The following is a 19891-nucleotide window of genomic DNA, read 5'->3' as shown; positions in this document are numbered from 1 at the left end:
CTTTCGCTGACCGTATCCGATAACAGCCTTCCGGTGCCAAAGGACTGAACCTTTACGCCACAGATCAACCTGAACACTCAACGCCATTTCAGAGGAAAACCCATGCAAACCGTCGCCCAACGCTTCCACTTCGCCGCTTTCGCCGCCCGCATCGCCACAGTGTCCGCGCTGGCCTGCATTCCTACCCTAGCAGCCGCGCACGGCATCTGGGTCGCGCAACGCATCGATCAGCCGACCATCGTCTATGGGCATGGCAGCGAGGATGGGGCCTATGACCCGGCAAAGGTCACCCAGTCCGTCGGCCTGACCACAAGCGGCGAGAAGCTTGCCGTGACGATCACCCCGCACGAGTCCAACGCGACGATCGACATTCCCGAAGGCGCCGCTGTGGTGGCCACCACCTTCGACAACGGCTTCTGGATCAAGGATTCGACCGGCAACTGGCAGAACGTCGGCAAGCGCCAGGTGCCCGACGGGACCGAGGCGCACCATCCGCTGAAATACAACACCCACCTCGCCGGACCCTTCGAAGGCCCGCTTGCGCCATGGGGTGCCGCGCTGGAGATCGTGCCCCAGTCCAACCCCGCCGCCTTGGCCTATGGTGATGAATATGTCGTGCAGGTGCTGCTGAATGGCGAACCGCTGCCGGGCGTTGCTCTCATCAACGACTACATCAACCTGCCGAACGGCATGACGCCGGCGGTGACCGACGACAAGGGCATGATCACACTCAAGGTCACCAGCGCCGGTCTGAACGTCGTGGGCGTCGAACATTCGACCAAGGTCACCGATGACCCGGACACCGACGAGCTGTTCCTGTTCTCGACCCTGTCTTTCGCCCTTCCGCATGTCGAATAGAGGAGAAGACGCATGAACGCCCAAACCCCCGTTACCGTGCTCACCGGCTTTCTGGGCGCGGGCAAGACCACCCTTCTCAACCGCATCCTGACCGAGCCGCATGGCAAGAAATACGCTGTCATCATCAACGAGTTCGGCGAGACCGGGATCGACAATGAACTGGTCATCGACGCCGACGAAGAGATCTTCGAGATGAACAACGGCTGCATCTGCTGCACCGTACGGGGCGATCTGATCCGCATTCTGGGCGGGCTGATGAAGCGCAAGGACTTCGACGGCATCCTGATCGAGACGACGGGCATGGCCGACCCGGCGCCTGTCGCACAGACCTTTTATGTCGATCAGGACGTGGCCGAGAAGACGCGGCTTGATGCCATCGTGACGGTGGTCGATGCGGTGAACCTGTCCACCCATCTGGACGAGGCGCATGAGGCAGCCGAACAGATCGCCTTTGCCGACATCATCCTTCTGAACAAGGTCGATCTGGTCGATGCCGCCGGTCTTGCCACCGCCGAGGCGCGGATCAAGGCGATCAACCCCTATGCGAAGATCGTGAAGACCGAGAAGTGCAGCGTGGCGCTGGATCAGGTGCTGGGCCTTGATGCCTTCAGTCTGGAACGCGTGCTGGAGATCGAGCCGGATTTCCTGGACGAAGACCATACGCACGAACATGAGGAGGACATCACCTCGGTCTCGCTGGCCTCGGACACTCCCCTCGATCAACGCAAGTTCCAGGCCTGGTTCGGTAAGCTTCTGCGCGAGCGGGGGCAGGATATCCTGCGGTCCAAGGGCATCCTCGACTTCAAGGGTCAGGACGAGCGGTTCGTCGTCCATGCCGTCCACATGCTGACCGACGGCGCGCCGCTTGGTCCCTGGCCCAAGGGCAAGCCGCGGGCGTCGAAGCTGGTGTTCATCGGGCGCGATCTGGACAAGATGGGGCTGGCCGAGGGCTTTGCCGCCTGCAAGGCCGCCTGATGCCGGTGCTGGAACGGCATGATCCCCTAGCGCCCACCCGCATCGAAAAGGGCGGGCGCAGGTTCGACTTCGGCGCCGTTCCTGTGGCGGTGGTGACGGTCGGCGACACCGCGTTCACCGCCTGGGGGGATGGCGTGATCCGCGCCTTCCGCCCTGGCGCGGACCCCGAAGCACTGCCGGTCCACGAGGGCGCGGTGCTGTCGATGGTGGCGGAGTCCTCGGGAATGATCCTGACCGGGGGCGATGACGGCCGGTTCTGCCGTATCACGCCGGAGGGGGTGACCGAGATCGCGGCCTTTCCCAAATGGGTGGACCATGTGGCGGCCGGCGTGGGTGGGGTCTTTGCCTGCTCGGCGGGCCGCGAGGTGCATCTTTGGGATGGCACCCGGCGCGAGGTGCTGGAAGCCCCCTCGACCGTCGGCGGCCTCGCCTTCGACCGCAAGGGCGGGCGGCTGGCCGTGGCACATTACGGCGGAGTCACGATTTGGGCGCGGGAAAGGTGCGGGTGGAAACCCGCCAGCCTCAAGTGGGCGGGCAGCCACACGGCCGTCACCTTCAGCCCCGACGACCGTTTCGTGATGACCCGGATGCAGGAGAACGCGCTGCACGGCTGGCGGCTGCGCGACAAGGCCGACCTGCGCATGTCGGGCTATCCGACCAAGGTGAAGGGCTGGGCCTGGGCCGGCAAACTGCCCTGGCTGGCCACAACCGGCGCGGATGAGGCGATCCTCTGGCCCTTTGACGGGGCGCAGGGGCCGATGGGGCGCGGCCCGATGCAACTGGCCTGGGGCGGGCGGGGCTACGTCACCGCCGTCTGCGCCCTGCCGGGGCATGAGGCCGTGTTGGCAGGCTATTCGTCGGGCGCAGTGATCTTCTCCGAGATCGACCAGATCGCCGAGCCGCGCGCCGTCAAGCGCCCGACCGGAGCGCCGATCTTGGCTCTTGCCGTAACGCCGCTGACGGGTTGGCTGCTGGCCGCAGATGACCAAGGCGGCGTCCTCTGGGCACCCTTGGGGGCGGGCTGATGCTGGGCCTTTTCTCCCGCCGCCCGCGCCCGGATGCCGAGGCGGTTTCCCGGCTGAAGGGCTGGGTCGCCGACCTTATGAGCCTGGGCGACAAGGACCACATCGCGTTGGCCGAACTCGCCTGCCACGAACCCGGCTGCCCCGATCTGGAAACCGTGGTCACCGTCACCCTCGCCGACCGCCGCCGATTTGTCTTGCGCTTTCCAACAGCGGTTGCTGAGGTGACGGAGGCGCAGGTGCAATCCCTGCGTTCAAGCGTCCCCGGCCCGTGACCTTTTTCGTCCATCTTGTGGAAGGCGACCGCGCCGCCGACCGTCTTGCGTGCCTCGCCACGCTCGCACGTTCCTCGCGGCGGCCTTCGGTCATTTTCGCCGAGGTTGCAGAACAGCTCTACAGCCCACTTGACTGGCTGATAGGCCCCGGCTGCACCTGCTGCCTGCCTGAACGGCACCCCCGCCTGCACCTGTTGCGCGTCGTGTCGCAACCCGCACAAACGCGCATTCTGATCGATGCCGGTCCACCGGCTGTGGCTGATCGGATCATCGCGATCTTGCGCGCACTCCCGGTGCAGATGCATCTGAACCTTGTGGCCGCTCAAGACGCAAGGGTGCTGGGATGGATACCAAGTCCTTGGTCCCATCAGGATACGCCCAGGCATTCGTCCCGGAGACTTTGCCGATCCGGCAAAGATCTGAGCGGTGCGTTGTCTGCAGGAATGGTCCGGGAACTGCCCGGAGCCCACTCTGAGGACTGATCCTTGTCTCGACATGCAGAAGAAAAGGAAGACAAAATGATCCTAGACATGACCTTCGGCACCAGCGATCTCGCAAGGGCGATCCGCTTTTATGACGCCGTGTTTTCAAGCCTTGGCCTTGACCGCGCGCCGGACTGGCCTGATGGCTGGGCGGGATGGGGCGACGCTTACGGCGAGGGGTCCAGCCTTTGGCTGTGCCCCCCGTATGATGGCAAGCGACCCACCGCAGGTAACGGCACGATGGTCACGCTCTTTGCCAAAACGGCAAAAGAAGTGAACGACTTCCACGCCGCCGCTCTTGCGCATGGCGGCAGTGATGAAGGGAAACCCGGAACACGGCCCCATTACGAACCGACATTCTATGTGGCCTATGTGCGGGACCCAGATGGCAACAAGCTGGCCTGCGCCTTCCTTCATTACCAGCCAGAATAGGCATTCCAATCGCCGCCCCATCTGCCCGTGGCGGAAAGATGCCTGCGGCACGGGGCCTCCTGCCTTGGGGGCAATCCGCTGGCCGAAACGGCTAATGCGGCAAACCGCAGTCGCAGTCGTCCTCATCCTCGGGCAGGTCGATCACCATAAGCAGCCGCGTCTCACCTGTTCCCGCGATGGGCGGCGAGCGGTGGAGGAGGCCGCATTCCTCGCCCGGCCAGAGCGTGCCGCGAAAGATCGCGGCATCGCCGGCGGCCAGAGTCTGCACCTGCGTGACCTCTGCCTGCCCGGTGGCCGGGCCGAACTCGGTGCCATGGCCACGATAGCTGCACAAGAGCCGCGCCACCACCCGGTCGCAGTGAAACCTGTGGCAGGCATTGTTCCGGATCACGTCCAGCCGGACCTGCACCCTGGGCGTGGCCATGATCGTGCCGAACCGAAGGGCCAGCGCCGCGGCATCGGTGGCAAGCAGGCCCCGCTCCGGGGACGGCGCAAGGCCCAGCCGGTCGCAAGCGGCATGAACTGCCGCCGCGACATCTGTCACGGACATCGCCTGACGCAGACACGGCAGGCGCTCGGGCGAGAGGCTATCGACCCAGGCAGCAAGACCCGGGTCGCGCGATCTGCGCCAGATCGCCGCCGCAATACCCGGATCGTGAATGCGCCCAAGGCCCTCTGCCTTGTCCGAGGCGGCCACCCAGACGGCACGCGGAAGCGGTTTGCGGACCACCCGGATCATGCGGCTTTCGCACCCCATTGCGGGAAGGGGTCAGGCAGGTTGCGCCAAGCTTGCGGGGTGAAGTCGCAACTTGTCATCAAAGCCCCATTCAGCGCGGCGCAGATCGCCTCACGATCCAAGCCCGCCCCGATGAACACGATCTCTTGCCGCCGATCGCCCCAGGGTTCGGCCCATTTCGAGGCAATTTCGGCTTGCGCGTCGGGGTGCTTGGGCAGCCGCTCGGCCGGAACGCTGGCCCACCAGCGCCCCAGGGGCGTGACCGAGGACATCGCACCCGCCAGGCTGAACTCGGCCACCCAGTCGGGCCTGGTGGCGATCCAGAAATGCCCCTTTGCGCGGATCACACCCGGCAGCGGGCCGTTCAGGACGGCATGGATCTTCGCCGGGTGGAAGGGCTCGCGGGCGTAGTAGACGAAAGAGGAAATGCCATACTCCTCGGTTTCCGGCGTGTGATTGGCAAAACCGTACAGCTCCTTGGCCCACATCGGGTGGGTATGCGCCTCGTCAAAGTCGAAGAGCCCGGTGTCGAAGATGTCGTCCGGATTCACGCGGGAATGGCTGGTCTCGATCACGCGCGCGTCGGGGTTCAGGGCGCGAACGATCTTGCGGGCGGCATCGACCTGCGCAGGCGTGGCGTCCGCGACCTTGTTCAGCACGATGACATCGGCGAATTCCATCTGCTCGGTCAGCAGGTTCACGAGGCTGCGGTTGTCCTGATCACCAAGGCTTTCGCCCCGGTCGGCCAGGAAATCGTGGCTGGAGAAGTCTTTGAGCAGGTTCACCGCATCCACGACCGTCACCATCGTATCAAGTCGCGCAACATCGGAGAGACTGACACCCCTTTCGTCACGGAAGTCGAAGGTCGCCGCTACCGGTAAAGGCTCGGCGATCCCTGTGCTTTCAATCAGGAGGTAGTCAAAGCGACCTTCGGAGGCCAGCCGCCGCACCTCGGTCAGAAGGTCGTCGCGCAGAGTGCAGCAAATGCAGCCGTTGGTCATTTCGACCAGTTTTTCTTCAGACCGGCTCAGCTCTGCCCCTTCGCGCACCAGGTCGGCGTCGATGTTCACCTCGGACATGTCGTTGACGATCACGGCGACCCGGCGTCCGTCGCGGTTGTTCAACACGTGGTTCAATAGGGTTGTCTTCCCGGCCCCGAGAAAGCCGGACAGGACGGTGACGGGAAGGCGGGGATCTTGCTGGCTGGAGGGCATGGTTCGTTCTGTTATGTTATACTATAACCTTTGATCTAGCGCGAATCAAAAGAGGGTGCAATGTCGTTCGGCGGTTTTGTCCGGTCGGAACAGGACTTGATCCGGCCTGTCGACGACTGCATGTTCGCGACTGATGGTTCCCGGCCAAACCACGCGCGGCCGGGTGAAAAGGGAATACGGTGTGGTGTAGGCATCAGCCGCCAAATCCGTGACTGCCCCCGCAACTGTAAGCGGCGAGCGACCCCCGATGCCACTGGCCATACGTGTTTGGACACGAAGGCTGGGAAGGTGGGGCAAGCCCAGACCCGTGAGTCAGGAGACCTGCCATCGACGTCAGCAACCACCGGGCGGGGTGCCCCGGAAGGAGACTTCGATGGACGATCAACCGCGGCGGCCGGTGAGCGCACCTGCCTATTCCGTGGCGCAATCCGCGCCGCATCAGATTCTGGTCTGCAAGGCCTGCAAGCACAAGAGCAGCAGTTGCGCGCCGGGCTTTGCCCTTCTGAAGAAGCTGCGAGCGGCCATCGCGGCGGCGGGCCTTGGTGACGAATTCGAGGTGTCGGGCACCGCCTGTCTTGCAGGCTGCGTGCCCGAACACGGCGGGCCCTGTGTCGTCGGCTGGCGGGCCAATGCCAAGGCGACCTGGCTCTTCGGCGACATCGACCCGGCCCAGCCGATTGACGATCTGGTCGAGTTCTCGCGCCTTTACGCAGCGTTGGAGGACGGCTGGATGTCTGGACGTGATTGCCCCCGCGGCTTTGCGACAACACGCTGGCGCGGATTCCCGCGGCGATGATCGTCACTCGCGAAGGGGCGATCCAGTGAACGCGGTTGAGCTTTCCGGCGTCGCCTGGGGCCCGAAAGGGCGGCCCGACATCCTTGCCGACATCAGCTTTGCCGTGCCACAGGGTCAGATCATGGCGATCTGCGGGGCGAACGGGGCCGGGAAATCCTCGCTTCTGCGGCTGATCTATCGCCACCAGGCGCCGCGCCGGGGCACCGTGCGGCTGATGGGCAAGGATATCTGGCTGATGGGCGCACCCGAGGCTGCGCGCCAGCTTGCCGCCGTGCTGCAGGAACAACCCACCGATTTCGCGCTGACCGCCCGGCAGATCGTGGCGCTTGGCCGCCTTCCGCATCGGCGAGGTTGGGGCGCGGGTCTGTCCACGCCCGGAGGCGAGGACGCCGCGATCATCGAGGCCGCCCTTTTGCGGATGGGCCTGGCCGGCATGGCCGGCCGCGCTTTCGGCACGCTGTCGGGCGGGGAACGCCAACGGGTCATGGTTGCCCGTGCGCTGGCCCAACAGCCGCGCGTGATCGTGCTGGACGAGCCGACGAACCATCTGGATATCCGCCACCAGCTGGAGCTTCTGGCGCTGCTGAAGGGTCTTGGCCTGACCGTCATTGCCACTTTGCATGACCTGACCCTGGCCGCCGAATTTGCCGAGCGCATGCTGATCCTGCGTGAAGGCCGCATCCTGGCCGACGGCCCACCCGAAATGGCCCTGACCGAGGCGACGCTCGCCCAGGCCTTCAACGTGCGTGCGCGCATCGACCGCACCGGCGATGCCCCGCGCTTTTCCTTCCACCTCTGATCCAAAGGACCCCAAGATGATCCGTCTTTCGCTTGCCGCCTTCCTTCTGTCTGCCTCCTCGGCGCTTGCCTACCCTGTCACCGTGAAAAGCTGCGCCCGCGAGGTGACTTTCGACGCTGCCCCCACCCGCGCCATCTCGAACGACGTGAACCTGACCGAGATGATGCTGGTCCTGGGCCTACGCGACCAGATGGTTGGCTATACCGGCATCTCCGGCTGGAAGACGCTGGACGAGGAAATGCGCGCGGGCGTGGCCGAACTGCCGGAACTGTCGGCCAAGTATCCGACCAAGGAAGTGCTGGCCGGCGCCGAGCCGGACTTCTTCTTCGCCGGCTGGAACTACGGCATGAAGGTCGGTGGCGAGGTCACGCCCGAGACGCTGGAACCCTTGGGCATCAAGACCTACGAGCTGACCGAAAGCTGCATCCACATCGGCCCGAAGGCCAGGTCCAGCATGGATGACATGTACAACGACATCCTGAACCTGGGGACCATCTTCGGGGTCGAGGCCAAGGCGCAGGATCTGGTCGCAGGCTGGAAGGCGCGGCTTGAGGAAGTGACGTCGGGCGTGGACCGTAGCGCTCCCTTGCGCGTCTTCGTCTATGACAGCGGCGAAGAGGCGCCCTTCACCGCCGGCGCCTATGCCATGCCGACCGCGCTGATCGAAGCGGCGGGCGGGGTCAACATCATGTCCGACCTGGAAAAAAGCTGGGCCGAGATCGGCTGGGAACCGGTGGTGGAGCGCAACCCCGAGGTCGTGGTCATCGTGAACTACGGCGATGTCACGGCCGAGCAGAAGATTGCCTTCATGAAAGAGAACCCGGCCTTCGCCAATATCGACGCGGTGAAGAACGACCGCTTCGTCGTTCTGGAATATGTCGAGGCGACGCCAGGCCCCCGCAACATCAAGGCGGTGGAAAAGCTGGTCGCGGGCTTCTGGGGGCAATAGGCCATGGTTGACGCCGCCGCCCCCGCATCGCTAACCCGCAAGATCGGTACCGGCACCGGCATCGCCCTTGCGGCGGCCGCGGTGCTGCTCATATCGGCCGTCGTTGCGGTGTCAGTGGGGGCGGTGGCCATTCCCTTGAGCACGGTCTGGGGCGTCGCCCTGGACCGCATCCTGCCGGGCGTGGTCACCCCGGACTGGAACGCCGGTCGTGCCAACATCGTCTGGGAGATCCGCTTTCCCCGGGTGGTGCTGGCGGGGCTGGTCGGGGCGGGGCTTGGCCTTGTCGGGGCGGCGCTGCAATCGGTGACTCGCAACCCGCTGGCGGACCCGCATCTGTTGGGCATCTCGTCCGGCGGGGCCTTTGGTGCGGTTGCGGCGCTGATGCACACCGGACTGTTCCTTGGCCTTCTGACCGTGCCGCTGATGGCCTTTGGCGGGGCGCTCGTCGCGACCGTCATGGTGCTGGGCGTGGCCCAACTGGCCGGGGCCAGCAGCGCCGACCGGCTGGTTCTGGCGGGGGTCGCAGTCAGCTTTGTCATCATGGCCTGCGCCAACATCCTGATCTTCCTCGGCGATCCGCGTGCCACGCATACCGTCGTGTTCTGGATGCTGGGCGGGCTTGGCCTTGCGCAATGGAACCACCTGATCTGGCCGGTGGCGGTGCTCGTCCCCTGCGGCCTCTGGCTTTGGGCGCAGGCCGGGCGGCTGAACGCCATGAGCCTGGGCGACGAGACCGCCGCCAGTCTCGGGGTCGAGGTCGGCCGCTTCCGCCTGACCGTCTTTGTCGCCGCCGCCCTTGTCACCGGGGTGATGGTGGCCTTTTCCGGCCTGATCGGATTTGTCGGCCTGATGATGCCGCATCTGGTGCGGCTGGTCGTGGGCGGCGACAATGCCCAGGTGCTGCCAGCCTCGGCCTTCGCCGGGGCGGTCTTCCTGATCTTGGCCGATGCCGCTGCCCGTGTCGTCATGGCACCCGAGGACGTGCCGATCGGCGTCGTCACCGGCCTGATCGGCGGGGTGTTCTTCATCTGGATGATGGCGAAGCGGCGGTGAAAGGCTGCTTTGTGGCAATTGCCGTTGCCACCTCACCTAGGCTGACCGTCCGCAGTGGGCCGTAGTTGCGCTTCAACCGCACGCGGCCGACTAGCGCGAACCTGCACAGCGCGCAGGGACGGCATCCGCGTCAACCGCGTTCTGGTCGCTCAGTACGTGGCAGCGTGACGGAGGTGGCTCCGCGGCGCGACTAATTCGATCCGCTTGTTGAAGTGGGCACTTGCTTTCCTGTCTTCTTTGGTCGCGGGATGGCTAGCGCTTCAGTCTGGGTCACGATGGTTCGCAGCTCATGATCTGTCAGCGCAGCGGCGGCCACGTTCAGGCGGTCAAGTAGCTGCGTCCTCTCGGTTTGCGGTCTCGGATCGGCCATGCCCAAGAGCTCGTCCGCGGAAATGTTCAGGACACGGGCGATCTTGACCAGCGTAACGAGGTCCGGTTCGCGCTGGTCGTTGGCGTAGTTGGCATATCGCCGCTCGTCCAGGCCGCACAGCCGCGCTGCCTCGGCATTCGAGATTCCAAGCTGGGCCGCACGCGCTTTGAGGTTCTTGGCAAAGATGTCCATCCCGAACGTACTGTTCGGTTTTCCCACTTCACTCCATGTACGATGCGGGTATCATCAAAGAGAACAAAATGTTCTTAATGGGTTCGAATGGGTGCGTCAGGTTCAGCCGATTTCGTGAGTGTGCTTGGCGAAGGGGAGGCCCCCCTCTACGTGACACGGTGGTCGAGGCTTTCGCTTGTCGGGTGGAATTTGCTCGCTGCGCCGCTGTACATGCTCGGGCTGCCCTTGCTGCTGGAACCCAGTACGCAAGGCAAAGCCTATGTGCTCTTGGCGATTGCTGTGCACATCAGCGGGTGGGCCTACGCGGCTTGGGCGGGACGCAGCGTGATCGTCACAGATCGGCGGCTTGTCTACCACGCTGCCTTGTCCAGGTTCGTCCGCTCCGTGCCACTAGACAAAATCGAACAAGTTGAGCAGGAGCCGGGACGAGTTGTTGTTCGGGCAGGTACAGCCTTCAACACAATGACGCTCTCGGTGCCCGCCGCTGATGCCCTGGCGTCGGCGTTGGAGGCGGCGCGCGCAAGTGCGCTACTGGAACCCCCGGTTCGATCGGAACAGCCGACCTTGCCAAAGGGTAAGCGGAGCGAGCCTTCTCGTTCGGAGAAGGTCCTTGGCTATACCGTGCTTGGTGTCATCGGATTGGGCATCCTGATGTACAACCTGCCCGATCAGGCCCAGGTAGCTAAGAAGTCGGCAGGGAACGCCAGCCAACCGACCGCTTCGTTGAGTGCCGAACCCAACGATGCCGCATCCAGTCCGACTGACGTAACAGTTGCCGCTGTGCCGATGGAGGTCGCTCCGGTTCAGTCTCGCGTCTCCGATACGATCAACACCAGCGCCCTGATGGACTGCTGGATGGGTGCGATCCGGGGCGCTTACGGTTGGATACAGAACGAGCAGGACCGGACAGGAGACAGTCTGGCACGGTTCTTCGGGAAGGGCGGCATCGCGGTGAAAGTCGTTGTCATTGGCAACCGGATCGACATCAGCAGGCTTGAGCTCGCGGGCGTCACCGGACCAGGAGCGAAGCCCTTGGGACCTGAAGGCGCCAGCGATCCGAACCGGTTGGACTATTGGGAGGCCCAAGACGTGTACACCACGGCGGTTCGGGCGATCTCCCGCTGTGGGATCGCCGAGGTGCCTCTTCCGAACGGGACCTTCAACTTCATCTTCGACCCTAGCAGGAATGATATTCCGGTGCAGCCCATCGGGGGCTGACCTATCCAAATGGGGCCGTACAGCCCCGTTCACACTGAGGGCACCACTCCCACTAACCACCCAAGAAAAAGCCGCTCCAGCAAGCTCCTAGCCGCGGCAAAGGCCAGCTTCCACCGCGCCTTCCTAGCGCAAGTGAATCCCGCGCCGAGAACGAACCCGTCCATCCAAAAGGAGTCGCTCCGCCGGAAAGATCCGGCGGATCTTTCCCGTGGCCCCTCCAGAGCGGCTATCCAACGCCTCCAGCAGCACCAACCTGAACTCGGGAAACAACCCTTGCTTTGGTATACAAACTTGGTTACATCGAACGTGATCAGTGGGGTTAAGCTACTGAAAAGCAAAGGGTTAAGGCAAGGGAATGCCTCTCCCCCTCTGCTCCACCAGTTGACCTTCAAACGAAACGGGCCGCTCGCGCGGCCCGTTTCGTTTTGTCGGTGTCTGGCGCCTGCGGTCAGGTGCGAACGCCAGAGAAGCGGGTTTGCCAGTCGGCGCGTTCCTCGTCGGTGATCTTGCGGAACAGGTTTTCGGGGACGCGGAATTCCTGGCCGGGCGGCAGGGCGCGCAGCGCGTCGGGCACCGCGTCAGGCCAGGACCAGTCGTCCGAGCCGAGGGCGGCCATCATCGCGGCGGAGGCGTCGGGGATGAAGGGACGCGACAGCACCGCATAGACGCGGATCAGGTTCAGCGCGAGGCGCACCATGGCCTGCGCGGCCTCTGGGTCGGTCTTGACCACGCTCCATGGCGCGGCGGCCTGGAGGTATTCGTTGCCGGCCACCCAGATCGCCCGCAGTTCGGCGGCGGCCTTGCGGACCTCCATCGCCTCCATCAGCGATTCGTAGTCGCGGATGCGGGCACCAAGCTCGGCGATGAGGGCGGTTTCCATCGGGCCGAAGTTGCCGCCGGCGGGAATGGTGGCGCCGAATTTCGAGGTGGCGAATTTGGTCACGCGGCTGACGAGGTTGCCCAGCACATCGGCCAGGTCCTTGTTCACCGAGGCCTGGAAGTTTTCCCAGGTGAACTCGCTGTCGCTGGATTCGGGGGCGTGGGACAGCAGCCACCAGCGCCAGTAATCGGCCGGCAGGATGGAAAGCGCCTGGTCCATGAACACGCCGCGGCCCTGGCTGGTGGAGAACTGGCCGCCGTCATAGTTCAGGTAGTTGAAGCTCTTGATATAGTCGACGAGCTTCCACGGCTCGCGGCTTCCCATGATCGTGGCGGGGAAGGAAAGCGTGTGGAAGGGCACGTTGTCCTTGCCCATGAATTGCACATATCGAACATCCTGGGCGCCCTTGTCGGTGCGCCACCAGCGTTCCCATGCAGAATCCGCATGTCCCTGCGCATCCGCCCATTCGGCGGTGCCGGCGATGTATTCGATGGGGGCATCGAACCAGACGTAGAAGACCTTGCCTTCCATGCCGGGCCAGGGCTGGTTGCCCTTCTTCACCGGGATGCCCCAGTGCAGGTCGCGGGTGATGCCGCGGTCCTGCAATCCGTCGCCGTCGTTCAGCCATTTCTTCGCGATGGAGGTGGTCAGGATCGGCCAGTCGGTCTTGCTGTCGATCCAGGCCTCGATCTCGCCACGCAGCGCCTTCTGCCGCAGATAGAGGTGCTTGGTCTGCCGCACTTCGAGGTTGGTCGAGCCGGAGATGGCCGAGCGCGGGTTGATCAGGTCGGTCGGGTCCAGCTGTTTCGTGCAGTTCTCGCACTGGTCGCCACGGGCCTTGTCATAGCCGCAGTTGGGGCAGGTGCCCTCGATATAGCGGTCGGGGAGGAAGCGGTGGTCGTCGATGGAGTAGACCTGGGCCTCGCTGACTTCCTCGATGAAGCCGTTGTCGGCCAGCTTGCCCGCGAAATGCTGGGTGAGGAGGTGGTTGCGCTGGCTGGACGAGCGGCCGAAATGGTCGAAGGACAGCCGGAAGCCGGCAGCGAGATCCTTCTGCACCTCGTGCATCTCGGCGCAATAGACCTCGACCGGTTTGCCGGCCTTGGCGGCGGCCAGTTCGGCGGGGGTGCCATGTTCATCGGTCGCGCAGATGAACATGACCTCGTGCCCCCGCGCGCGCATGTAGCGGGCGTAAAGGTCGGCGGGCAGCTGGCTTCCCACAAGATTGCCAAGGTGCTTGATGCCGTTGATGTAGGGTATGGCCGAGGTGATGAGGATCCGAGCCATGCGCGCGCCCTTCATGGTTTTCGGGCGCCGGTTTAGCGCCCGAATGCGCGAAGGGCCAGAGGCGACCTTGCGCCGGGGAGGGGAGCTTGCGCGATTGTGGTCAGGCGCGGCCCCGGATCATGCGGCGCAGCGTGCCGTCGCCTTCCATCTCGCGCTTCACGGCGGCGGCCATGTGCAGGACGACCAGCGCAAGCAGGAGCTTGCCAAGGATGCCGTGGATGGCAAAGCCCACCTGGTCGATGGTTTCCGACACCGGTGCGATGGGCGGGACGACCCATCTTTCGGCGAACATCACGTCGATGCCGGTGGCGGAACTGGCGATCCAGCCCGAGAGCGGCATGGCGAGCATGAGGACGTAAAGCGCGACATGGCCGACCTTCGCGGCGCGGGTTTCCCAGGCAGCGGGCGGGCCGATGGGCGCAGGGGGCGGGCTGATGCGGTGCCAGACGATGCGAACCAGCACCAGAGCCAGCGCGGTGAGGCCAAGTGTCTTGTGCAACCCGTAGAGCCAGAGGGTGGACAGGCTGGGCTGCATCCCGGCCAGCCGCAGGCCAAGCGGCAGCAGGATCAGGATCATGAGCGCCATGGTCCAGTGCAGGATGCGGCTGACGAGGCCAAAGCTGTCGGGCGTGTTGCGTAGGGTCATGGCGATCTTTCCTGGGCCGGGACGGCCGCGGTGTCCTTTGCGGAAGAGGATGGCCCGGTTCCGGCCTTTTGCCAGGGGCTGCGGTCTAGTCCGCCTTCTGCACGCGGGCGAGGATGTCGAGCCGGACCTCGTCGCCCACCATATCGGACCAACCCACGGCGCCGAAATCGCTGCGCTTGACGCTGCCGGTCAGGCGCAGGGTCATGTGGGTGAGGTCGCCCTTGGCGCTGCCCTGCTGCTGGTAGATGCGGGCGTCGAGCGTGACCGGCTTCGTGACGCCGCGGATGGTGATCTTGCCATCGACCTCGGCCCCGTCGCCCGAGGGGCGCACGCGGGTCGAGACGAAGTGGATCGTGGGATTGGCGCCGGCATCGAGCACCTTCGGGCCGCGCATGGCCTGGGTGGCGAAGGGGAAGCTGGCCTGCGCGCCGGCCGCGTTCAGGGTGACGTCGACGGTGCTGTTGGCGGGGCTGGCAAAGTCGAGGGTTAGATCGGCTTTCAGCACCGGCATGGAACCCGTGATGCGGTCTGGGCCGAAATCGGTTTCGAAGCCGACGGTGGATTTCTCGGGCTCCAGCACATAGGCGGCCGGCGCGGCAAAGGCCGCCGGGGCCGCCAGGCCTAGGGTCAGCGCAAGGCAGGTCAGGCGGATGATGCGGCGCATTGTGAGAACTCCTTTGCCAGAGCATTAGCACGCGGTGCTGCGCCTACGAGCGTCACGTCGCGGTGATGGGACCTTGGTCGGAGCCTTTGTCCGGGGTCTTGTCGGAGGCAAGGGGCGCGGGAAGGCAGGCGAAGCCGCCCGAAGGCTCGCGCGAGAAGGTCCAGGCGGCGGGGGGCGCGGTGCGGGCACGGCGGCGTTCCAGCTGCCAGAGCCGGCGCCCGCCGGCGGCCTGGGCCGGATCAGAGGGGCGGGGGGCAAAGTGCCAGCGGCTTTCGATGCCCGCCGCCCCACCGTCGCCTGGGGTGAGCAGTACGCCAAGCGGCGGCGGCTGGCGCAGGTTGTGCGCGCGTTCGGCCCCCGTCTCTGCCGCCAGGTGCAGGCGGCGCACCGGGGTCAGGCCGGGCGGATCCAGCAGGTCGGCGATGACGAGGGGCACGGTGCCCGAGCGCAGCGATTCCTCCATGGCCCACAGCATCTCGTCGGCGCGGCGGCAGAGGGCAAAGATCACCCGGCCCGGATCGGCAAAGGCGGCGAGGCCCGGCGGATGGATTCGACCGTTCGTCCAGGCCGGTGCGATCCAGACCACCGGGCCCTGGTCCTGGCCGATGAGCGCCGCGGCCAGCGTGACAGCGGCGGGGCCGCAGAATTCATGCACCCGCCCGCGCGCAAGGCCCTGGCCGGGCAGGCCCGGCAGGGGCAGGAGGGGGCGGGTCTGCGGCCCGCGCTGTCCGGGAATCGGCAGGAGCATGGGAACAGTCTAGAGTGTTCCACAAATGTTCTCAATCTGTCCGGCGCCCCTTGTCTGCACGCGGCCACCCGCTAGGCTCTTGGTCAGACATCAGAGGAGCCCGGCTCATGCGACAGATCCCCCTCGGCCGCACCGGCCTGACCGTATCCGCGATCTGCCTTGGCACGATGACCTGGGGCAGCCAGACCCCCGAGGCGGAGGGGCATGAACAGGCCGACCTTGCGCTGGACCATGGCGTGACCTTCTGGGACACGGCCGAGATGTATCCGGTGAACCCGGTGGCGGCCGAGACGGCGGGCCGCACGGAAGAGATCATCGGCACCTGGCTGGCGGCGCGGGGTGGGCGCGACCGGCTGGTGATTGCCACCAAGATCACCGGCGCGGGCCAGCCCGCCGTGCGCGCTGGCGCCCCCATCGGGCGCGACACGCTGCGGCTGGCAGTGGAGGGCTCGCTCCGGCGGCTGAAGACGGATTACATCGACCTTTACCAACTGCACTGGCCGAACCGGGGCAGCTATCACTTTCGCCAGATCTGGGACTATCGCCCCGGCAAGGAAAGCCGGGCGCAGGTCATGGACCACATGGCCGAGGTTCTGGAAACCGTCGAGGCGCTGATCGCCGAGGGCAAGATCCGCAGCATCGGCCTGTCGAACGAAAGCACCTGGGGCGCGGCGCAATGGATCGCCCTTGCCGAGGCGCGCGGCCTGCCGCGCATGGCCACGGTGCAGAACGAATACTCGCTGCTCTGCCGCCAGTTCGACAGCGACTGGGCCGAACTGGCAGTGATGGAGGATATGCCGCTGCTGGCCTTCTCGCCGCTGGCGGCGGGGCTGCTGACGGGGAAGTATGCGGGGGATGTGACGCCCGAGCTGTCGCGCCGCAGCCTGAACCACAACCTGAGCGGCCGCATCTCGCCCCGGGTCTGGGAGGCGGTGTCGGCCTATCTGGGCATCGCCGCGCGGCACGGGCTGGACCCCAGCCAGATGGCGGTGGCCTGGGTGATGACGCGGCCCTTCCCGGTGGTGCCGATCATCGGGGCGACGCGGACCGACCAGTTGCGCAACGTGCTTGGGGCCGGGGAGCTGGTGCTTTCGGACGAGGTGCTGGACGAGATCGCCGTGGCGCACAAGGCGCATCCGATGCCCTATTGAGGGTTGCCACCGCCCTGCCGGGCGGGGCATCACGGGGCGACCAAAGCTGGACGCCCATGAGATTGACGCTTCGCCCGCCTTCCCGGATCGTGCCCGCCCTTGTGGTTCTGGCGCTGCTGGCTGGTTGCGTGGCGCTGCCGGGGGGTAAGGGGGATGCGGTCGAGGCCAATGCTCTGGCGGCCGAGGCGATTGCCGTGACGCCGCTGGACGGGGCTGCGGCGGCCCCAGTGGCGGCCCCAGTGGCGGCCGCGGCGGCTGAGCCGGAGGCCGCGACGCCTGCGACGGCGGCCGAGACGGACGGGAAGGCGGAGCCGGAGGCCGGGGCGGAGGCACCGGCCGAGGAGGCGGAGGCGCCGCCGCCGCCCAAGCCGCCCGAGCAGCTTGCCTGCGAGAGGAAGGGCGGGTCCTGGGCCAGCGCGGGCGGGTCCGGCGCGAAGGCCTGCGTGAAGCGGACGCGGGATGCGGGCAAGCAGTGCACGACCGGGCGGCAGTGCGAGGGGGATTGTCTGGCGCGGTCTCAGACCTGCTCGCCCATCACGCCGCTGTTCGGGTGCAACGAGATTCTTCAGGACAATGGGGCGCGGGTGAACCAGTGCATCGAGTGAGCTTGGCGGGGCTTTTGCTGGTGGCGGCCTGTGCGGCGCCGGAGCCGCCGGCGGCGGTGGGGTTCCGTGACGGGGCGGTGCCGATCTATTCCAACGCGGTCTATGAGCCGGGGCGGATCACCGGGGACTGGGTGCAGGTGGCGGCCTTTGCCTCGGGCGAGGGGGCGGGCTGCGCGCCGGGGCGGGTGACGGTGTCGGGCACGGCGCCGGCGCTGACCGTGGCGGGGGCCTTGTGCCTGGACGGGGAGCGGCTGGCGGCCTCGGGCGCGCTGGTACCGGTGGGGCCGGGGCGGGTGCGTCCGGCCCGTGCCGAGGGGGTGCTGGCCCAGGACTGGTGGCTTCTGTGGGTGGACGTGGACTACCGGACCCTAGTGGTGGGCACGCCTTCGGGGGAGTTCGGGTTCATCCTGGACCGGTCGGGCAGCCTGCCGGCGGACCGGATGGCTGCGGCCCGTGAGGTGCTGGACTGGAACGGCTATGACCTGGGCCGGCTGAAGGGGTTCTAGGCGTCCGAGCTCGGACGCCTTGTCCGATACAATGATATCAATGGGTTGCCTTCCCGTCTTAACTTGGACTTAAGATTTGCCCGGTCAATCCAGCGCCGCGCGCAGGCGGCTGAGATGATCGGGCACCGCGCGGGCGCCGATGCTGGCTTCGCGCACCAGACCGTCGAAATGCCGGGTGACGAGGTCAACGCGGGCGGGGTCGCGCAGCGAGAGGTAATGGCTGCCGAGATAGATCACCGCGTGGTTCGGGCCGAAGACGGTGATCGGCGCCGAGAACAGGCGGCGCGCGTCGAAAAGGTGGATGCGCAGCGACGGGTAAAGCTGCGACGTCAGGTCGATCAGCCGGTCGAGCTGGTCGCGGCGGGCCTCGGCCGGGAGGCCCCGGTAGTAGCCGGAGCCTTCGGCGAAGGCGGCGATCTCGTGCAGGGGCAGGGCGATTTCATAGTCCGAACGGGCGCCGCGCATCCAGGCCAGCCGGTCCTCTGACGCGCCGATGGCCTGGATGAGGCTGCGGCCAAGCTGGGGTTCATATTCCCACTGCATGACCGCGCGGGTCTTCAGCATGTCGGGCAGGGTGGCCGGGACATGGCGGATCTTGTAGCCCGCCGCTTCGCGGTGCCAGCCGAAGATGGTTTCGTCGATCAGGGCGCGCGGCGCTTCGGTCAGGGTCAGCGACGTGGCAAGCAGGTCGGCCAGCGGTTCTGACCGTGGCGAGAGGCCAAGGAGCCAGTCGACGCTGATGCCGAGGGCGGCGGCGCAATCGGCGGCCAGTTGCGCATTGGGCAGGCGGGTGCCATCGGCCAGAAGCTGCGAGACGGTGGAGCGGTCCACCCCCACCATGCGGGCAAGGCCGGCCTGGGACAGCCGCCGCGTCGCCATTGCCTCGGCCAGGCGCTGGCGGAAGAGAAGCGCGCGATCGCGCTTGTCCATTCGTTCCTGCATATGGTGACTTTTCGCAACAAGCGTGACTTTGCGTTGCGGATTGTTGGCGTTCCTGTTCTACGGATCAAGGTCTATTCTGCGTGCGAAGACCTTGACTCTGTTGGCCGGGCGGACGGGCGTTCGCAAGATGCTTGCGGGCCAGGGGCGAGACGGAGAGACGGATGCGCGACGGACCCGATCGGGTGGAATGGCCGACGATCCTGCTTCTGGCGGCGACCTATGCTGTCTGGGGGCTGGGCACCACGGTGGGATACAGCCTGTCGCCCGTGCTGGGCATGGTGTTGACCGGGGTGGCCATCGCGCAGTTTTCCTCGTTGCAGCACGAGGTGCTGCATGGCCATCCGTTCCGGTCTGCGGCGCTGAACGAGGCACTGGTCTTTCCGGCCCTGTCGCTGACGGTGCCCTACGGCCGGTTCCGCGACACGCATCTGGCGCATCACCACGACCCGATCCTGACCGACCCCTATGACGACCCCGAGTCCAACTATCTGGACCCGAAGGTCTGGGGAACTTTGGCGCGCTGGCAACAGGCGGTGCTGCGGGCGAACAACACGCTTCTGGGGCGGGTGCTGATCGGGCCCCTGGTCGGCAATTTTCTGTGGCTGCGCAGCGAGGCGAAGCTGGCGGCGCGGGGCGAGCCGGGGGTGCGGCGCGATTGGCTGAAGCATCTGGCGGGCTTCGTGCCGCTGGTGGCCTGGCTGTGGTTCGCCGCGATGCCCTGGTGGGCCTATCTGCTGGCGGCCTGGATCGGCCATGCGCTGCTGAAGATTCGCACCTATCTGGAGCATCGCGCGCATGAGGCGCCCCGCGCGCGGACGGTCATCATCGAGGACCGCGGACCGCTGGCCCTGTTGTTCCTGAACAACAACCTGCATGTCGTGCATCACATGCATCCGGCGGTACCGTGGTATCGCCTGCCGGCGATCTATGGCGCGAACCGGGCGCATTACCTGCGGCGGAACGACCATTACCATTACCGGTCTTATGCCGAGATCTTCCGGCGCCACCTGCTGCGCGCGAAAGACCCAGTTCCGCATCCCCTGATGCCGCGGGACTGAAGCGGATCAGGCGGCGTCAGGTCGGGCGGCGTC

General features: G+C 66.0%; 22 protein-coding genes and 1 riboswitch. Of the genes, 14 read left to right on the top strand and 8 right to left on the bottom strand.

Translation table 11 applies throughout. The features are described from left to right. The first annotated feature begins 102 nt into the window (after nucleotides 1-102). From JO391_RS12255 to JO391_RS12235, 5 genes are all read left to right on the top strand, one after another. Nucleotides 103-858 (top strand): DUF4198 domain-containing protein, encoded by a 756-nt coding sequence (locus JO391_RS12255; RefSeq protein WP_220660773.1) that lies wholly within the window; start codon nucleotides 103-105, stop codon nucleotides 856-858. Nucleotides 859-870: 12 nt separating this feature from the next. Next, nucleotides 871-1833, top strand: coding sequence for a CobW family GTP-binding protein (locus JO391_RS12250; RefSeq protein WP_220660772.1), 963 nt, complete (start codon nucleotides 871-873; stop codon nucleotides 1831-1833). Beyond that, complete coding sequence (locus JO391_RS12245; RefSeq protein ID WP_220660771.1) at nucleotides 1833-2858, top strand: WD40 repeat domain-containing protein; 1026 nt, start codon at nucleotides 1833-1835, stop codon at nucleotides 2856-2858. The genes JO391_RS12250 and JO391_RS12245 overlap by 1 nt, the downstream gene beginning before the upstream one ends. After that, complete coding sequence (locus JO391_RS12240; RefSeq protein WP_220660770.1) at nucleotides 2858-3130, top strand: hypothetical protein; 273 nt, start codon at nucleotides 2858-2860, stop codon at nucleotides 3128-3130. The genes JO391_RS12245 and JO391_RS12240 overlap by 1 nt, the downstream gene beginning before the upstream one ends. Before the next feature lie 530 nt (nucleotides 3131-3660). Then, entirely contained in the window at nucleotides 3661-4044 is a 384-nt protein-coding gene (locus tag JO391_RS12235; protein ID WP_259444684.1) for a VOC family protein, read from the top strand. 91 nt (nucleotides 4045-4135) lie between these two features. On the opposite strand, the gene JO391_RS12230 is transcribed toward JO391_RS12235, so the two are convergent. Beyond that, nucleotides 4136-4783: a DUF1826 domain-containing protein gene (locus JO391_RS12230; RefSeq protein ID WP_220660769.1), complete on the bottom strand. Its 648-nt coding sequence runs from the start codon at nucleotides 4781-4783 to the stop codon at nucleotides 4136-4138. Next, nucleotides 4780-5994: a GTP-binding protein gene (locus JO391_RS12225; protein ID WP_220660768.1), complete on the bottom strand. Its 1215-nt coding sequence runs from the start codon at nucleotides 5992-5994 to the stop codon at nucleotides 4780-4782. The genes JO391_RS12230 and JO391_RS12225 overlap by 4 nt, the downstream gene beginning before the upstream one ends. 117 nt (nucleotides 5995-6111) lie before the next feature. Next, nucleotides 6112-6337, top strand: a riboswitch (cobalamin riboswitch). A gap of 30 nt (nucleotides 6338-6367) precedes the next feature. Between JO391_RS12225 and JO391_RS21525 the strand changes: the two genes are divergently transcribed. Genes JO391_RS21525 through JO391_RS12210 form a run of 4 tightly spaced genes read left to right on the top strand, consistent with a single transcriptional unit; the run spans nucleotide 6368 to nucleotide 9591 of the window. Next, complete coding sequence (locus JO391_RS21525; protein WP_259444683.1) at nucleotides 6368-6790, top strand: DUF1636 family protein; 423 nt, start codon at nucleotides 6368-6370, stop codon at nucleotides 6788-6790. 25 nt (nucleotides 6791-6815) lie between these two features. Next, on the top strand, nucleotides 6816-7589 hold the full coding sequence (locus tag JO391_RS12220; RefSeq protein WP_259444682.1) for an ABC transporter ATP-binding protein: 774 nt from the start codon (nucleotides 6816-6818) through the stop codon (nucleotides 7587-7589). 16 nt (nucleotides 7590-7605) lie between these two features. Further along, complete coding sequence (locus JO391_RS12215; RefSeq protein WP_220660766.1) at nucleotides 7606-8538, top strand: ABC transporter substrate-binding protein; 933 nt, start codon at nucleotides 7606-7608, stop codon at nucleotides 8536-8538. Between the two features lie 3 nt (nucleotides 8539-8541). After that, nucleotides 8542-9591: a FecCD family ABC transporter permease gene (locus tag JO391_RS12210; RefSeq protein WP_220660765.1), complete on the top strand. Its 1050-nt coding sequence runs from the start codon at nucleotides 8542-8544 to the stop codon at nucleotides 9589-9591. A gap of 190 nt (nucleotides 9592-9781) precedes the next feature. Here JO391_RS12210 and JO391_RS12205 read toward each other — a convergent pair whose 3' ends face one another. Next, nucleotides 9782-10153 (bottom strand): helix-turn-helix domain-containing protein, encoded by a 372-nt coding sequence (locus JO391_RS12205; protein ID WP_220660764.1) that lies wholly within the window; start codon nucleotides 10151-10153, stop codon nucleotides 9782-9784. Between the two features lie 225 nt (nucleotides 10154-10378). Here JO391_RS12205 and JO391_RS12200 point away from each other — a divergent pair, with 225 nt between their 5' ends. After that, complete coding sequence (locus JO391_RS12200) at nucleotides 10379-11371, top strand: YdbT family protein (protein WP_220660763.1); 993 nt, start codon at nucleotides 10379-10381, stop codon at nucleotides 11369-11371. A 448-nt stretch (nucleotides 11372-11819) separates the two neighbouring features. Here the strand turns inward: JO391_RS12200 and metG are convergent, their stop codons facing one another. The 4 genes from metG to JO391_RS12180 form a co-directional block, all read right to left on the bottom strand. Beyond that, nucleotides 11820-13538, bottom strand: coding sequence for a methionine--tRNA ligase (gene metG, locus JO391_RS12195; protein ID WP_220660762.1), 1719 nt, complete (start codon nucleotides 13536-13538; stop codon nucleotides 11820-11822). Between the two features lie 100 nt (nucleotides 13539-13638). Continuing rightward, complete coding sequence (locus JO391_RS12190; RefSeq protein ID WP_220660761.1) at nucleotides 13639-14184, bottom strand: cytochrome b; 546 nt, start codon at nucleotides 14182-14184, stop codon at nucleotides 13639-13641. Between the two features lie 85 nt (nucleotides 14185-14269). Beyond that, nucleotides 14270-14848 carry a YceI family protein gene (locus JO391_RS12185; protein WP_220660760.1) on the bottom strand — a complete coding sequence of 193 codons (579 nt, stop codon included), beginning with the start codon at nucleotides 14846-14848 and terminating at the stop codon, nucleotides 14270-14272. 52 nt (nucleotides 14849-14900) lie between these two features. Further along, nucleotides 14901-15596 carry an ImuA family protein gene (locus JO391_RS12180; RefSeq protein ID WP_220660759.1) on the bottom strand — a complete coding sequence of 232 codons (696 nt, stop codon included), beginning with the start codon at nucleotides 15594-15596 and terminating at the stop codon, nucleotides 14901-14903. 107 nt (nucleotides 15597-15703) lie between these two features. Here JO391_RS12180 and JO391_RS12175 point away from each other — a divergent pair, with 107 nt between their 5' ends. Genes JO391_RS12175 through JO391_RS12165 form a run of 3 tightly spaced genes read left to right on the top strand, consistent with a single transcriptional unit; the run spans nucleotide 15704 to nucleotide 17858 of the window. Continuing rightward, nucleotides 15704-16747, top strand: a complete 1044-nt coding sequence (locus JO391_RS12175) for an aldo/keto reductase (RefSeq protein ID WP_220660758.1) — start codon at nucleotides 15704-15706, stop codon at nucleotides 16745-16747. A gap of 56 nt (nucleotides 16748-16803) precedes the next feature. Beyond that, on the top strand, nucleotides 16804-17352 hold the full coding sequence (locus tag JO391_RS12170) for a hypothetical protein (protein ID WP_220660757.1): 549 nt from the start codon (nucleotides 16804-16806) through the stop codon (nucleotides 17350-17352). Then, nucleotides 17349-17858 carry a lipocalin family protein gene (locus JO391_RS12165; RefSeq protein WP_259444901.1) on the top strand — a complete coding sequence of 170 codons (510 nt, stop codon included), beginning with the start codon at nucleotides 17349-17351 and terminating at the stop codon, nucleotides 17856-17858. Before JO391_RS12170 ends, JO391_RS12165 begins: the two co-directional genes overlap by 4 nt. Before the next feature lie 84 nt (nucleotides 17859-17942). Here JO391_RS12165 and JO391_RS12160 read toward each other — a convergent pair whose 3' ends face one another. Then, a complete protein-coding gene (locus tag JO391_RS12160) occupies nucleotides 17943-18800 on the bottom strand; it encodes a helix-turn-helix transcriptional regulator (protein WP_220660755.1) in 858 nt (285 codons plus the stop codon). Between the two features lie 161 nt (nucleotides 18801-18961). Between JO391_RS12160 and JO391_RS12155 the strand changes: the two genes are divergently transcribed. Continuing rightward, the gene (locus tag JO391_RS12155) at nucleotides 18962-19858 is read left to right on the top strand and encodes a fatty acid desaturase (protein ID WP_220660754.1); all 897 of its coding nucleotides are present in this window, start codon (nucleotides 18962-18964) and stop codon (nucleotides 19856-19858) included. Nucleotides 19859-19891: the final 33 nt, after the last annotated feature.

The organism is Neotabrizicola shimadae (genome assembly GCF_019623905.1).
Classification (GTDB): domain Bacteria; phylum Pseudomonadota; class Alphaproteobacteria; order Rhodobacterales; family Rhodobacteraceae; genus Neotabrizicola; species Neotabrizicola shimadae.
This window is presented reverse-complemented; position numbering and strand designations above follow the sequence as displayed.

Excerpts from the sequence above, each read along its gene's own strand:
- JO391_RS12245 (WP_220660771.1), top strand. The coding sequence starts at position 1,833 with ATGCCGGTGCTGGAACGGCATGATCCCCTAGCGCCCACCCGCATCGAA.
- JO391_RS12175 (WP_220660758.1), top strand. The coding sequence starts at position 15,704 with ATGCGACAGATCCCCCTCGGCCGCACCGGCCTGACCGTATCCGCGATC.
- JO391_RS12155 (WP_220660754.1), top strand. The coding sequence starts at position 18,962 with ATGCGCGACGGACCCGATCGGGTGGAATGGCCGACGATCCTGCTTCTG.
- JO391_RS12210 (WP_220660765.1), top strand. The coding sequence starts at position 8,542 with ATGGTTGACGCCGCCGCCCCCGCATCGCTAACCCGCAAGATCGGTACC.
- JO391_RS12205 (WP_220660764.1), bottom strand. The coding sequence starts at position 10,153 with ATGGACATCTTTGCCAAGAACCTCAAAGCGCGTGCGGCCCAGCTTGGA.
- JO391_RS12230 (WP_220660769.1), bottom strand. The coding sequence starts at position 4,783 with ATGATCCGGGTGGTCCGCAAACCGCTTCCGCGTGCCGTCTGGGTGGCC.
- JO391_RS12255 (WP_220660773.1), top strand. The coding sequence starts at position 103 with ATGCAAACCGTCGCCCAACGCTTCCACTTCGCCGCTTTCGCCGCCCGC.
- JO391_RS12215 (WP_220660766.1), top strand. The coding sequence starts at position 7,606 with ATGATCCGTCTTTCGCTTGCCGCCTTCCTTCTGTCTGCCTCCTCGGCG.
- metG (WP_220660762.1), bottom strand. The coding sequence starts at position 13,538 with ATGGCTCGGATCCTCATCACCTCGGCCATACCCTACATCAACGGCATC.
- JO391_RS12160 (WP_220660755.1), bottom strand. The coding sequence starts at position 18,800 with ATGCAGGAACGAATGGACAAGCGCGATCGCGCGCTTCTCTTCCGCCAG.
- JO391_RS12235 (WP_259444684.1), top strand. The coding sequence starts at position 3,661 with ATGACCTTCGGCACCAGCGATCTCGCAAGGGCGATCCGCTTTTATGAC.
- JO391_RS12185 (WP_220660760.1), bottom strand. The coding sequence starts at position 14,848 with ATGCGCCGCATCATCCGCCTGACCTGCCTTGCGCTGACCCTAGGCCTG.
- JO391_RS12240 (WP_220660770.1), top strand. The coding sequence starts at position 2,858 with ATGCTGGGCCTTTTCTCCCGCCGCCCGCGCCCGGATGCCGAGGCGGTT.
- JO391_RS21525 (WP_259444683.1), top strand. The coding sequence starts at position 6,368 with ATGGACGATCAACCGCGGCGGCCGGTGAGCGCACCTGCCTATTCCGTG.
- JO391_RS12250 (WP_220660772.1), top strand. The coding sequence starts at position 871 with ATGAACGCCCAAACCCCCGTTACCGTGCTCACCGGCTTTCTGGGCGCG.
- JO391_RS12180 (WP_220660759.1), bottom strand. The coding sequence starts at position 15,596 with ATGCTCCTGCCGATTCCCGGACAGCGCGGGCCGCAGACCCGCCCCCTC.
- JO391_RS12190 (WP_220660761.1), bottom strand. The coding sequence starts at position 14,184 with ATGACCCTACGCAACACGCCCGACAGCTTTGGCCTCGTCAGCCGCATC.
- JO391_RS12170 (WP_220660757.1), top strand. The coding sequence starts at position 16,804 with ATGAGATTGACGCTTCGCCCGCCTTCCCGGATCGTGCCCGCCCTTGTG.
- JO391_RS12225 (WP_220660768.1), bottom strand. The coding sequence starts at position 5,994 with ATGCCCTCCAGCCAGCAAGATCCCCGCCTTCCCGTCACCGTCCTGTCC.